The organism is Ralstonia sp. TCR112 (assembly GCF_007997035.1).
In the GTDB taxonomy this organism is placed as follows: Bacteria; Pseudomonadota; Gammaproteobacteria; order Burkholderiales; family Burkholderiaceae; genus Ralstonia; species Ralstonia edaphi.
The window spans coordinates 1-13,064 of record NZ_VOSS01000106.1 but is presented as its reverse complement, the minus strand read 5'-3'; the positions used below and the strand labels follow the sequence as shown (position 1 = coordinate 13,064).

General features: G+C 65.6%; 12 protein-coding genes. 9 read left to right on the top strand and 3 right to left on the bottom strand.

Features of this window, described 5'->3' with window-relative positions; genetic code table 11:
* Nucleotides 1-20: 20 nt before the first annotated feature.
* Complete coding sequence (locus FUT88_RS22445) at nucleotides 21-1,376, bottom strand: carbohydrate porin (RefSeq protein WP_027679690.1); 1,356 nt, start codon at nucleotides 1,374-1,376, stop codon at nucleotides 21-23.
* 298 nt (nucleotides 1,377-1,674) lie between these two features.
* Between FUT88_RS22445 and cynS the strand changes: the two genes are divergently transcribed.
* Nucleotides 1,675-2,118, top strand: a complete 444-nt coding sequence (cynS, locus tag FUT88_RS22440; protein WP_147218516.1) for a cyanase — start codon at nucleotides 1,675-1,677, stop codon at nucleotides 2,116-2,118.
* A gap of 4 nt (nucleotides 2,119-2,122) precedes the next feature.
* On the opposite strand, the gene FUT88_RS22435 is transcribed toward cynS, so the two are convergent.
* Nucleotides 2,123-2,980 (bottom strand): FadR/GntR family transcriptional regulator, encoded by an 858-nt coding sequence (locus FUT88_RS22435; RefSeq protein ID WP_147218514.1) that lies wholly within the window; start codon nucleotides 2,978-2,980, stop codon nucleotides 2,123-2,125.
* Nucleotides 2,981-3,335: 355 nt separating this feature from the next.
* Here FUT88_RS22435 and FUT88_RS22430 point away from each other — a divergent pair, with 355 nt between their 5' ends.
* The 7 genes from FUT88_RS22430 (at nucleotide 3,336) to FUT88_RS22400 (ending at nucleotide 10,690) form a co-directional block, all read left to right on the top strand.
* Nucleotides 3,336-4,535 (top strand): ABC transporter substrate-binding protein, encoded by a 1,200-nt coding sequence (locus FUT88_RS22430; RefSeq protein ID WP_147218512.1) that lies wholly within the window; start codon nucleotides 3,336-3,338, stop codon nucleotides 4,533-4,535.
* An 80-nt stretch (nucleotides 4,536-4,615) separates the two neighbouring features.
* Nucleotides 4,616-5,473, top strand: a complete 858-nt coding sequence (locus FUT88_RS22425) for a branched-chain amino acid ABC transporter permease (protein ID WP_147218510.1) — start codon at nucleotides 4,616-4,618, stop codon at nucleotides 5,471-5,473.
* The gene (locus FUT88_RS22420; RefSeq protein ID WP_147218508.1) at nucleotides 5,473-6,447 is read left to right on the top strand and encodes a branched-chain amino acid ABC transporter permease; all 975 of its coding nucleotides are present in this window, start codon (nucleotides 5,473-5,475) and stop codon (nucleotides 6,445-6,447) included. The genes FUT88_RS22425 and FUT88_RS22420 overlap by 1 nt, the downstream gene beginning before the upstream one ends.
* Nucleotides 6,444-7,214: an ABC transporter ATP-binding protein gene (locus FUT88_RS22415; protein ID WP_147218506.1), complete on the top strand. Its 771-nt coding sequence runs from the start codon at nucleotides 6,444-6,446 to the stop codon at nucleotides 7,212-7,214. The genes FUT88_RS22420 and FUT88_RS22415 overlap by 4 nt, the downstream gene beginning before the upstream one ends.
* Entirely contained in the window at nucleotides 7,211-7,927 is a 717-nt protein-coding gene (locus FUT88_RS22410) for an ABC transporter ATP-binding protein (RefSeq protein ID WP_063393855.1), read from the top strand. The genes FUT88_RS22415 and FUT88_RS22410 overlap by 4 nt, the downstream gene beginning before the upstream one ends.
* Before the next feature lie 11 nt (nucleotides 7,928-7,938).
* Entirely contained in the window at nucleotides 7,939-9,192 is a 1,254-nt protein-coding gene (locus FUT88_RS22405) for a Zn-dependent hydrolase (protein ID WP_102079207.1), read from the top strand.
* 19 nt (nucleotides 9,193-9,211) lie between these two features.
* Nucleotides 9,212-10,690: a M81 family metallopeptidase gene (locus FUT88_RS22400; protein ID WP_147218504.1), complete on the top strand. Its 1,479-nt coding sequence runs from the start codon at nucleotides 9,212-9,214 to the stop codon at nucleotides 10,688-10,690.
* 3 nt (nucleotides 10,691-10,693) lie between these two features.
* Here the strand turns inward: FUT88_RS22400 and FUT88_RS22395 are convergent, their stop codons facing one another.
* Nucleotides 10,694-11,746: a LacI family DNA-binding transcriptional regulator gene (locus FUT88_RS22395; protein ID WP_147218502.1), complete on the bottom strand. Its 1,053-nt coding sequence runs from the start codon at nucleotides 11,744-11,746 to the stop codon at nucleotides 10,694-10,696.
* Between the two features lie 162 nt (nucleotides 11,747-11,908).
* Between FUT88_RS22395 and FUT88_RS22390 the strand changes: the two genes are divergently transcribed.
* Nucleotides 11,909-13,064: UxaA family hydrolase (locus FUT88_RS22390; protein ID WP_147218500.1), on the top strand; the 1,156-nt coding region annotated here is incomplete at its 3' end.

Sequence of the window (13,064 nt, the reverse complement as noted above, 5' to 3'; positions counted from 1 at the left end):
TATTGTGCGCAAGTGCGTGCTTAGAACGTGACGCCGGTCTTCAGGCCGACGACGAAGGCATTCTTGTTTTGCGAAGTGCCGCCCGGATGAAGGATGTACTGCAGATTAGGACGGAAGTACACAGACTTCACCGGCGACCAGCTGTAATACAGCTCGCTCACGTATTCGTAACCGTCACCCACCACGGTATTGGCGCCGGTGCGGGCATTTGTCTGACGGACAAAGTCGGCGTAGCGGCCGTTATTGTGCGTAGCACCCACGGCAAAGCCCACCGTGTCGGACAGGCGATCGAACGGCCCCTTGTACTGCACGCCCACCGAGATCTGATGATCGGTCTGCGCGGTGTTGCGATCGGCCTGCGAGAAGTTCAGGAACACCGTGGCGCCGCGTCCGTCGGGTGCACCCGTGATCTGCTGCTGCAGGTTCAGGTAGACGCCGTACTGGCCGTTGCGCTGCTTGGCGTCCAGGCCGGTGATGCCGCGGGCGTTGCCGTTCACGTCTTCGTACAGGTCTTTGCCGTTCGAGGTGTTGTACCAGACGCCTGCGCGGTACGTGCCCGGGCGGCCCTCGATGGTGGGCATCCAGCCGAATTCCAGCGGAATCAGCGCGCCGGTGGTGCCGCCGGGGTTGTTCAGCTTCCAGCCGTTGCGGCGGGCCCAGCCGTCATCCACGTAGTTCGGGTTGACCTGGTACACGCCGATCTGCGCATAGGTTTCGGCCGAGGTGTGCACCTTGGCGCGTGCGCCCCACTGGCTGGTCGGCCAGTTCACCCAGTAGCCGCCCACCAGGTTGCCCGGTTGCGAGCCGCAGAACGTCAGGTTCTGGAAATCGCACGAGAACGAGAAGAAGTCTTCACCCACCGTCACGCGGCCGGCCTTGATTTCCAGGCGGTCGTTGAGCAGCTTCTGGTTCAGCCAGAACTGCGTCAGGTGCCAGGTCTGGCCGCGGCCATAGACTTCCTGGATCAGCATGTTGTTGCCGATGTTCGCATCGCTGCCGAGGTTGCGGCCGTTGCGGTCGGTGACGGTGGCCTGGAACGTGGCGCCCTGCCAGCCGACAAGTTTCTGCAGGTCCAGCGCCGTACCGATGACCCATTGATCGGTGTAGCGCGTGAGATGTTCGGTACCGCCGCTGAAGTTGTGCGCAACTTCGCTGCCGTAGCCGAGGTTGAAGGTCACGCCCTGTTCGGCCAGACGGGTGCGCAGGCCGCCCCAGTCGCCGGTCAGATACGGGCTGGTGGTGATGTCATACGCGTGGGCACTGCCTGCGCCCAGCGCGAGTACGGCGGCTGCAATGGCCGACGCGCCGACGCGTTGACCAAAGCGCGTGTTGCGGGATTGACGACGTGCGGCCGGACGTGCGGCTTCAAGCTCCATGGACTGTCTCCTGATATTGGACCGGCTGTCATGCGTGACAGCGGTGTCAGCGTTCTCTTCTGAATAGTGTGGCGGGCCGACGGACGCAAGAATGGCCACAATTGACAGCGCTGTCAATCTCGGGGTTTGCCCTAGTTCGGGTGGCGTTGGACGCTGTGCCGTGGATCGCGCGGCCCGATGTTGCGGCGCAAAAATCGGTGCCGCCCGAGCGAGCCCCGCCCGGGTCACCGGGCTTCGTACATGGCATCGACCTTGCTGATGTTGCGCGCCGTTTCCTCAACCCATTGGAGGTGCCGATATGCAACGCGAAGATGTGACCGAAATGATCGTCCTGCAGAAGATCAGGAAGCAGTTGAGCTGGGTCCAGTTGGCCGAGGTGATCGGCCATAGCAAGGAGTGGAGCACCGCTGCGCTGCTCGGCCAGATGACGTTGACTGAAGCACAGGCCAAGGCCGTGGGCGCGGCATTGGAATTGCCGGAAGAGGCCGTCGCGCTGCTGCAGGTGCCGCCGTACAAAGGCTCGCTCCCGACGGCCGTGCCGACCGACCCGCTGATCTATCGCTTCTACGAACTCATCAGCGTGTACGGCACGACATTCAAGGCGCTGATCCACGAAGAGTTTGGCGACGGCATCATGAGCGCCATCGATTTCAACATGGACCTCACCCGCGAGCCCGACCCGAAGGGCGATCGCGTGCGCATCGTCATGAGCGGCAAGTTCCTGCCCTACAAGACTTACTGAGCCGTCACGCGTCGTCTTCGCTGTGGCCGCTGCCGTCGCTGTGGTCGTGTTCGTCGATCAGCGGCCGATGGCGGCGCGGCATCTCGGAGTCCAGCACGAGGCGGCCGTGCACGCGGCCCTTCATGCGCGTCACGTGATGCGTGCAGTCGTCCATGTGCGTACTCATGAGTGCACGCACGGTGTCGGCGTCGCGCGCGCGGGCCGCATCGAGAATCTGCCGGTGGAACTTCACGTTGGATGCGCCGAACTTCGCGTGGTCCTTCGGCGAGGTTTCGTTGCCGAACACCACAAGCTGCCGGATCATCTCGTTGATCAGCTCGCAGCAGAACCGCAGCATCGGGTTGGGATTGGCCGCAGCCAGGATGTCGTGAAAGCTCAGATCTTCCTGACGCTGGTCGAGCGGCGCAGCGGCCTTGGCGGAAGCCGGGTCGCACAGGTCGATGGTGTGCTCGAGCGCCCGGAAATCGTCTTCGGTCAGATGCGGTACTGCGCCTGCAGCCAGTTCAGGCTCAAGCAGACACCGCACGGTGTAGACGTCCGCAATGCCGATGTCCTTGAAAAACAGATAGTTCTGCATGAGCTGGAACGTGCGGTCCAACGGCACCTCGACGATGGTGCCGCCGCCCGCGGGCCCCGTGCTCACACTCACCAGGCCTTGCACCTCCAATGACTTGAGTGCCTCGCGGATGGTCCCCTTGCTGACCCCGAAGGTCTCCTGCAGCTTGACCTCCTGCGGCAGCTTGTCGCCGGGCTTGAGGTTGCGCTGCGTGATGAGCCGCTTCAGTTCTTCTGCAACGAGGTCGGCGCGCTTCTGCTTGCGGATGCCGATCGACGCCGTCTTGCCTGGTCCGAGTGTGGCCATGAATGTCCGTTCCTTGTTGCGCGCATTCTAACTGCCGGGCTGTGCTGCACGGCCTGCCCGACGTGGTGCATGCATGCCCTTCGATCGTGCGCACGCACCGCGTATCCGCATCGTCGCCCGGCACCTCCATCGCACACACCTTGGCGTAAACACCGACCTCGTCGTCGTTGACGCGGCGTGGAGGCGGCTTCTATGATGATTTCGCCTATTTATCATAACAAATATAAGAAACTGGTCTGGTTCTTGCTCGACGTGATGGTCGGCGAAAACCTCGCCGGTCAAGGCTAGGAGGAAGCTGCCGCCGGTGGTGGCTCCGAGCGCTGTTCTGTATCCACACGAACCCAAGGAGTGCGCTTTGAATCGTCGAGATTTGCTCAAACTGGCGGCGTTGTCCGCCGTGCCCGCGTCGCTGCTGCAGGCCCGTTCTGCGTGGGCTGCCGACCCCATCGAACTGGGCTGTCCGGTGCCGATGTCCGGCCCGTTCGCCGCCAACGGCAAGTTCGCCGACCTCGGCATGAAGCTCGCCGTGGAGCAATACGGCAAGGTGCTGGGCCGGCCGCTGGCATATAGCGTGCTCGACACCGAAGGCAAGCCGGCCACGGCCGTGCGCAAGGTGCAGGAACTTGCGCAGCAGAAGAATGCGCGTTACTTCGCGGGCGGCATCCTGTCGTCCGAATCGCTGGCGATGGGCAAGGAGGCGGAGAAGTTCGGCGGGGTGTTCATCACGACCGCGGGTGCCGATGAAATTACCGGCAAGGACTGCAACCGCGCGACCTTCCGCTGGTCGGTGCCCACATACGGCGCCATCGAGCGTACCGTGCGCCCGCTGGTCGAATCGATGCCCAAGGCCAAGCGCTGGTACACCATCACGCCGCAATACGTGTTTGGCGACGGGTTGCTGTCGGCGGCCAAGAACATCTTCAAGGAAAAGGGCATCGAGCATGTGGGCAACAGCTATCACGCGCTCACCGAAAAGGAATTCAGCGGCTACCTGACCAACGCAATGGCCGCCAAGCCCGACGTGCTGCTGATCCTGAACTTCGGCTCGCAATCGTCCGACACGCTGCGCCAGGCGGTGAGCTTCGGCATGAAGAAGAACACGACGATCCTGGTGGCGTGGGCGTCTGGCCTGGAGCAGTTCGAATCGCTCGGCGCCGACCTGTGCGACGGCGTGTACTTCGGCGCGCAGTACTGGCACGACGTCGATACGCCCGCCAACCGCGATCTGGTCAAGCGCACACAGGCCGCGTTCAAGACCAACCCGAACTACAGCCTGGCAGGCTCGTACACCTGCACCAAGATCCTGCTCGACGCGATGGCCAAGGCCGGCAGCGCCGATCCGAAGGCCGTGATTGCCGCGCTGCAGGGCATGAAGTACGACGGCCTGACGGGCCCCGAAGAAATTCGCGCGGCCGACCACCAGGTGCTCAAGAACTACTACCTGCTCAAGGGCAAGCCCAAGAACCGCATGAAGGACAAGGACGACTTCGCCGAAGTGGTCGCCGTCGGCAAGGCGTTCCTGCCGGTCGAGCAGACGCAGTGCAAGCTGGCCTGAGGGTCTGATCTGCCGCACGCCCGGCTTCAGTTGCTGAAGCACGGGCGCTTGTCTTCCTGAGTGCCATTTCGGTCAACGCAATGAACGTCTACCTGCTCCAGGTCGTCAACGGCGTGGGGATCGGCATGCTCTACTTCCTGCTGGCGGTGGGGCTGTCGATCATCTTCGGGCTGTTGCGCTTCGTCAATTTCGCCCACGGCGCGTTTTATGCGCTGGGCGCGTATCTCTGCTTCCAGGCCCTGCAGATGGGCATGGATTTCTGGCTGGCGTTGGTGCTTGCGCCCGTTGTCATCGGCGCGCTGGCGTGGGTGACGGAGAAAGTGCTGCTGCGCCACGTCTACGCGCAGGCGCACGAATTCCACATCCTCGTCACGGTGGGTCTGGCCCTGGTCGTGCAGGAATTGATCATCGTGGCGTGGGGGCCGCTGGGCGTGGATGTGCCGGCGCCCGATGCCTTGCAGGGCGTGGTGATGTGGGGCGATTTCGTCTACCCGAAATACCGCCTGTTCGTCATCGGCTTTACGGCCGTGCTGGCGCTCGCGCTGTGGTGGCTGCTGGAGGGCACGCGCCTGGGCAGCGCGGTGCGTGCGGGCAGTGAATCGACCGAGATGGTCTCGCTGCTCGGCATCAACGTGTTCCGCCTGTTCAGCTTGATGTTTGCACTGGGCGCGGCAACCGCAGCGGTGGCCGGTGTGCTGGCTGCGCCCATTCGGGGCGCGGAACCCTTCATGGGCGTAGAGGCCCTCGGCGTCGCCTTCGTGGTTGTGGTGGTGGGCGGCATGGGCAGCTTTGCGGGGGCGCTGGTCGGCGGCCTGCTGGTCGGCATCGTGCAGAGCCTGATGAGCACGCTGTGGCCCGAGGGCGCGCGGCTGATGATCTACGTGGCGATGGCGGCCGTGCTGCTGCTGCGCCCGCACGGCCTGCTGGGGAGGGGATGATGCAAGCCGCATTCCATGGAATTTCGCGACACCGCTTCTGGTGGCTGGCGCTGGGCGTGACGTTGCTGCTGCCGCTGGTGCTGAGGTCGGGCACGTTGGCCACCGAAGTGCTCGTCTACGCGATGGCCGTGATGGCCTGCAACCTGCTGCTCGGCTACACGGGGCTGCTGTCGTTCGGGCAAGGCATCTTCTTCGGGCTCGGCAGCTATGCCGCCGGCATTGGCCTCACACAACTGGCGCTGCCGATGCCGATGCCGGTGGCGCTTGTCCTGGCCGTGGTGGTGGGCGCGGTCGTGGCGGCGGTGGTCGGCTGGTTTGCCATCCGCCAGCGCGGCACGTACTTCGTCATGCTGACGCTGGCTTTCTCGCAGATGTTCTATTTCCTGGCCTACACCACGCCGTCGCTCACAGGCGGAGACAACGGCCTGCTGGACATTCCGCGTCCGGCGTTTGCGGCGTCGCCGTGGGCGTTCTACGCGTTTGTCGCGGCGCTGTTCCTCCTCGTGTTTTTCCTCGTGCAGCGTGTGACGGAATCGGTGTTTGGTCGCACGCTGCTGGCCATTCGCGACAACGAAGAACGTGCGCTCGCCGTCGGCTACAACGTGCGCGCCTTCAAGCTGCTCGCGTTTGTCATCTCCGGTGCGGTGACGGGGCTGGCGGGCGCCCTGCACGCCATGCTCACGGGCATCGCGCCGCTGGCCAATATCGACTACCACGTCAGCGAGATGATTCTGGTGATGACCGTCATCGGCGGCACGGGCAACGTGTTTGCCTCGGTGTTGGGCGCAGCGTTCTATGTGTTGCTGTCGGACTGGCTCTCGAGCCTGTGGCCGCGCTGGCTGATGCTGCTGGGCTTCCTCTTGATTGCGGTGAGCCTGTTCATGCAGCGCGGGCTGTTCGGGCTCGGGCAGAAGCTGTGGCAGCGCCTGCGCGCGCCGCGACACGCACCGGCGGTGCAGGAGGAGCGCGCATGACCACCACGCCCATCCTCCAGGCCACCGGCATCGTCAAGCAGTACGGCAAGTTCACGGCACTGGGCGGCGTTGACTTGCGTGTGATGCCCGGCACGGTCCACTCCGTCATCGGGCCCAACGGCGCCGGCAAGACCACGCTGTTCCACATGCTCACGGGCACGCGCATGATCACCAGCGGCACCATCGTCTTCGATGGCCACGACGTGACGCGTGAAGCCGACTACCAGCGCGTACAGCGCGGCATCGCGCGTTCGTTCCAGGTGACGAGCCTGTTCCCGAGTCTGTCGGTGCGCGAGAACCTGCGCCTGGCCGCACTCGGCACCACGCCGCGTCGCGCCATGCACGGCTGGCGCCTGCCGCAGGGCGATCTGGCTTGCACCGATACGGTCGACCGCGTGCTCGATCGACTTGAGTTGCCGCGCCTGGCCGACACGCCGGCGGCCGCGCTTTCGCACGGCCAGCAGCGGCGGCTGGAAGTCGGCATGGCGCTGGCCGCCAACCCGCGCGCGATCTTTCTCGACGAGCCGACCTCCGGCATGGGCGTGGACGACCTGCCCGCCATGAAGGCGCTCATCCGCGGCCTGGCGCAGGACCACACGGTCGTGCTGATCGAACACAACATGGACATCGTGATGGACATCTCCGACACGATCACCGTCATGCAGCAGGGCAAGGTGCTGATGGAGGGCACGCCCGATGCCGTGCGGGCGGACCCGCGCGTGCGCGCCGCCTATCTCGGCAACATGATCACGGGAGGCAAGAAATGACGACGACGGCGATTCTCGACGTTGCAGACCTCCACGGCTATTACGGCAAGAGCCACGTGCTGCAGGGCGTGGCGCTCACGGTGGGCGAGGGTGAACTGGTGACGCTGCTCGGCCGCAATGGCGCGGGCAAGTCGACCACGCTCAAAACGATTGCCGGCGTCGTCACGCCGCGCGGTGGGCACGTGCGTTTTCGCGGCCGCGACATTGCCGGGCAACCACCGCATCGCATTGCCGCGCAGGGCTTGTGCCTGGTGCCTGAGCATCGCGGCATCTTCAAGCTGCTGACCGTGGAAGAGAACCTGAAGCTCGGCGCACGGCGGGATTCTCCGTGGCAGCTGGCCGACATCTACCGCATCTTCCCGCGCCTGCATGAGCGGCGGCGCAACGGCGGCGCGAATCTCTCCGGCGGCGAGCAGCAGATGCTCGCCATCGGGCGCGCGCTGATGAACCACCCGCGCCTGCTGATGCTCGACGAGCCGGTCGAAGGTCTGGCGCCCGTCATCGTGGAAGAGATCGTTGCGCAGCTGAAGGTCATCAAGCAGGCGGGCGTGTCCATCCTGCTCGTCGAACAGAACCTCGAAGTCTGCACGCAACTCGCCGATCGCCACGTGATCATCGAACAGGGCCGCGTGGTCTACACCGGCACCAACGAAGCCTTCCGCGCCGACGACGCCATCAAGGACCGCTACCTTGGCGTCGGCCTGGCCGCTTAAACGTACACATCATGACGACCACCCAACTCGACACCACCTTGCGCATCAACGGCGCACGCCTGTGGGACACGCTCATGCAGCAGGCGCGCATCGGCGCCACGCCCAAGGGCGGCGTGCGGCGCCTCGCACTGACCGATCTCGACCGGCAAGGCCGCGATTTCTTCGTTGCACAGGCCGAAGCCGCGGGCTGCACCGTGCGCGTCGACGCCATCGGCAACCTCTTCGCGCGCCGGCCGGGGCGCAACAACGCGCTGCCGCCCGTCATGACCGGCAGCCACATCGACACGCAGCCGACCGGCGGCAAGTTCGACGGCAACTACGGCGTGTTCGCCGGCATCGAGGTTGTGCGCGCGCTCAACGATGCGGGCATCGAAACGGAAGCGCCCATCGAAGTGGCCGTGTGGACCAACGAAGAAGGTTCGCGCTTCGTGCCGGTGATGATGGGCTCCGGCGCGTTCATCGGCGAGTTTGCGCTGGACGCCGTGCTGGCCGCGCAGGACCGCGACGGCGTGGCCGTGGGCGAGGCGCTGCGCAGTATCGGCTACGCGGGGAGTGAGCCTGTTGGAGGCCGAGCCGTCGGCGCCTACTTCGAAGCGCATATCGAACAAGGGCCGGTGCTGGAGGCGCACGCCACGACCATCGGCGTGGTGACGGGCGCGCTCGGCCAGCGCTGGTACGACGTGGTCTTGACCGGCATGGAAGCGCACGCCGGCCCCACGCCGATGGAGCTGCGCCGCGATGCGTTGCTGCCCGCCGCAGAACTCGTCGGCATTGCCAACCGCATCGCGCTGGAGCGCCCGCCCCATGCACGGGCCACGGTGGGCTGCCTGAGCGTGCATCCGGATTCGCGCAACGTGATTCCGGGCCAGGTATCGATGACGATCGACTTCCGCGCGGCCGACGACGCGATGTTGTCCGACATGGACGCGGCGCTGCATGACGCAGTGGCAGAGTTGCGCACACGCAGCGGCATCGACATCGCATTGCGCCAAGTCGTCTACTTCCCGCCGCAGCCGTTTGACGCCACGTTGGTGAACGCGGTGCGCAGCGGCGCGCGGCAGCTCGGGTTGTCGGAGATGGACGTGATCAGCGGCGCAGGCCATGACGCGGTCTACCTGGCGCGTGTGGCCCCCACCGCGATGATCTTCGTGCCCTGCAAGGACGGCATCAGCCACAACGAGATCGAAGACGCCCGCCCCGAACATCTGGAAGCCGGGGCCAATGTGCTGCTGCACGCGATGCTGCAGGCCGCTGGCCGCGTTTGACACCATCACCCGACCGCTCATGCGCATCCTGATCGCCCGCTTCAATCACGAGACGAATACGTTCTCGCCGGTGCCAACGCCGCTGGCATCGTTCCATCCGCACTACGGCGCCGACGCGTACCGCGCCGCCAAGGGCACGCGCACGGCGGCCGGTGCGTTCATCGATCTGGCAGAGGCGGCAGGCGCGGAAATCGTTGTGCCCGTCGTGGCCGGAGCGAACCCCAGCGGACGCGTCGCTGCCGAGGCGTACACCACGTTGTGCGACGCCATCGTCGCGGCGGCGCCGGGCTGCGATGCGCTGTTGCTCGACCTGCACGGCGCGATGGTCGCGGAGAACAGCGACGACGGCGAAGGCGATCTGCTCGAACGCCTGCGTGCGGTGGTGCCCGACGTGCCGATTGCCGTCGCGCTCGACTTGCACGGCAATCTCACGCAGAAGTTCATCGACTTGGCCGACATCGCAGTCAGTTTCAAGACGTATCCGCACGTTGACATGTACGAAACCGGCGAGCACGCCGGCCGCCTGCTGTTCGACAAGCTGGCCGGCCGCGCGAATCCCGTGCTCGCGTGGCGCCGCCTGCCGATGGTCACGCACACCCTGCGCAGCCGCACCGACGAAGGCGCGATGCACCGCGCTGTGGCGCTCGCCAAACAGGCCGAGAACGACGGCATGCTCGCCGTGTCGGTCCTGGCCGGATTCGGGCTGGCGGACATTGCCGCCCCGTGCCTTTCCGTCGTGGTGGTCGGCAACGGCGACAAACATGCCGCCGACGCTGCGGCGCAACGCATTGCCGATGCCATCTGGGCTGATCGCGAAGGGTTCGTCTACCGCTCTGAACCGTTGACCGAATCGATCGCGCGTGCGGCCAAGTTGGCCGATGCCCCGGGCAGCGGCCCCGTGCTGCTGCTCGACCACGGCGACAACTGCATGTCGGGCGGCACGTGCGACGACATGCACGTCCTGCACGAAGCGTTGCGGCAAGGCTTGAGCGGCATCGCTGTCGGGCCGGTGTGCGACCCGGAAGCCGTCGCGGCGATGATCGAGGCGGGCGAGGGTGCCACGGTCACGCTGCCGGTGGGCGACAAGGTGCCGCTCGTGCAGCTCGGCATCTACCCCGTGCCGCGCGCGCTGACGGGCAAGGTTGTCGCCATCAGCGACGGCGAATACACCATCACGGGGCCGACCTATACCGGCCAGCGCATCCGCATGGGGCGAACGGCGCTGCTCGACATCGGCGCGGCGCAGATCGTCGTCACCGAGACGCCGCAGGAGCATTGGGACCTCGGCATCTTCACGCACATCGGCGTAGACCCACATGCCGCGCGCTTCGTGCTGTTGAAGTCGCGCATGTATTGCCGGCCCGTGTTCGTGCCCATTGCCAGGGCCGTAGTGGAGTGCGACGGCGGCGGCGTAACGAGTTCGGACTACGCGCGCTTCCCGTTTGCCAAGGTGCAGCGGCCCGTGTTTCCGCTCGATGCGGACGTGGTGGCCGCCTGAGCGCTACGCGCTGTCGCGCTCAACGAGCGTGAAACCCACATCCACCGTGCGGCGTTCTTCGTCGCCGTGTTCGATGCGGTCGATCAGCAACGTCGCTGCCAGCTTGCCGATGCCTGTACCGTCGATGCGGATGGTGGTGAGTGCGGGCGTCGTGTCCTTGGCGAACACCTGGTCGCCGTAGCCGACCACGCGGAGTTGCCCGGGCACGGCAATGCCGCGATGTTGGGCCTCCATCAGCACGCCGAGCGCCAGGATGTCGGCACCGCAGAAGATGGCATCGGTGTCCGGATGCTGCGCGAGCAATGTGCCCAGTGCGCGCCGCCCGTCGCCCAGGTTGGCGGGCGATTCGGCGGCCATCACGGGAATGTGGGCTTCTGAGCCGAACGTCTTTACGAAGGCTTGCGCGCGGGCCTGCGCGCGGCGGTCGCTCGGCGTGATGACGGCGGGGTGCTTTGCGCCGCGCTGCTTCAGATAGCGCGCCGCCGCCTGGCCGACCTTCTGATGCGAGAAACCCACCAGCATGTCCAGCGGGTTGCGCGTGATATCCCAGGTTTCCACCACCGGCACGCCGGCCGCCTGCAGCTTTTGCCGCACGCTGGCGGAGTGCACCACGCCCGTCAGCACGATGCCCGCGGGGCGCCGTCCGACGATCGCGTCGAGCAGTGCATCTTCGCGTGATTCGTCATAGCCGCTCTGGCCGATCAGCAATTGATAGCCTGCCGCAGCCAGCTCGGTGGTCAGCGCCGCGACCGTTTCCTGAAACACGCTGCCCGCAATCGTCGGGATGAGCGCGACGATCAGCCGGCTGCGGTTGGATGCCAGTGAGCCGGCCACGAGGTCCGGCGTATAGCCGGTCTGCCGCACCGCTTCGCGCACGCGCTGCAGCGTGTCGCCCGACACCAGTTCCGGCGTGTTCAGCGCACGGGACACCGTCACCTTGGTCACACCCACCAGCTTGGCAAGGTCGCTCAATGTGACGCGCCCGGTGTTCTTGCGCGCACGGCGTGCGGCTGCGGGCGCGGTTTCTACGAGGGACACGGTCGTGGACTTGGTCACGTGATCGATGGGCCGATTAGGGAAACACAGGGAAAAAAGGGGCTAGCAATTATCGCAAAACCCGACTACGATTGCGCCAATGTTACCGGTTACATAAACCGGTAACATCAAAACTCATGACAGACGACGGCTGCACCAGAAGACAGCCCGGAGGAGCAAAGGATGTTGCAGGCAACCCCAGCGTATGCTGGGCCGCTGATTCAGCTGAACGCGGCAGACAACGTGCTGATTGCGCGCGAAGGGCTGTCGCTCGGGGCTAACCTGTCGATCAACGGCACGACGGTGCGCCTGCGCGCGCAGGTGCCGGCCGGCCACAAGATCGCCGCGCGGCGGATCACCCAGGGCGAAGCCATCCGCAAGTACGACACGATCATCGGGCGCGCCGCCCGCGACATCGAGGCGGGCGAGCACGTTCACACGCACAACGTGGAGCTGATCGACTACGCACGCGACCCCGGCTTCGGCCTCGATGTGCGTCCGGTCGATTACATCCCGGAGGCGCAGCGCGCTACGTTCAATGGCATCGTGCGACCCGACGGCCGTGTGGCCACGCGCAACTTCATCGGCATCCTGGCGTCGGTCAATTGCTCGTCCACCGTCATCAAGAACATCGCGGCGTGGTTTACGCCGGAGCGCCTCGCGCCGTTTCCCAATGTGGATGGCGTGGTGGCGTTTGCGCAGACGAGCGGCTGCGGGATGTCGTCGCCGTCGGAGCATTTCGATGTGCTGCGCCGCACGCTGGCGGGCTATGCGCGGCATCCGAACCTGGCGGGTGTGCTGATCGTCGGCCTGGGCTGCGAGCGCAACCAGGTGGCGGATTTGATGGCGAGCCAGGGCCTGGAAACCGGCAAGCTGATGCACACGCTCGTGATGCAAGACACCGGCGGCACGCGCGCCACCATCGAGGCGGGCATCACCGCCATCCAGAACATGCTGCCGGCGGCCAATGACATCGTGCGCCGCCCGGTTTCGGCCAGCCATCTCAAGATCGGCCTCGAATGCGGCGGCTCCGATGGTTTCTCGGGCATTACCGCCAACCCGGCGCTCGGCGCGGCGATGGACCTGCTGGTGCGCCACGGCGGTACGGCCATCCTGTCGGAAACGCCGGAGATCCACGGCGTGGAAACGATGCTCACGCGCCGCGCGGTGTCGCCGGAAGTCGGGCAGAAGCTGCTCGATCGGCTCGCCTGGTGGGAGAACTACACCCGCGGCCACAACGGTCAGTTCAACGGCGTGGTGGGCCCCGGCAACCAGCAGGGTGGTCTGGCCAACATCTTCGAAAAATCGCTGGGCTCGGCAATGAAGGGGGGCACCACGC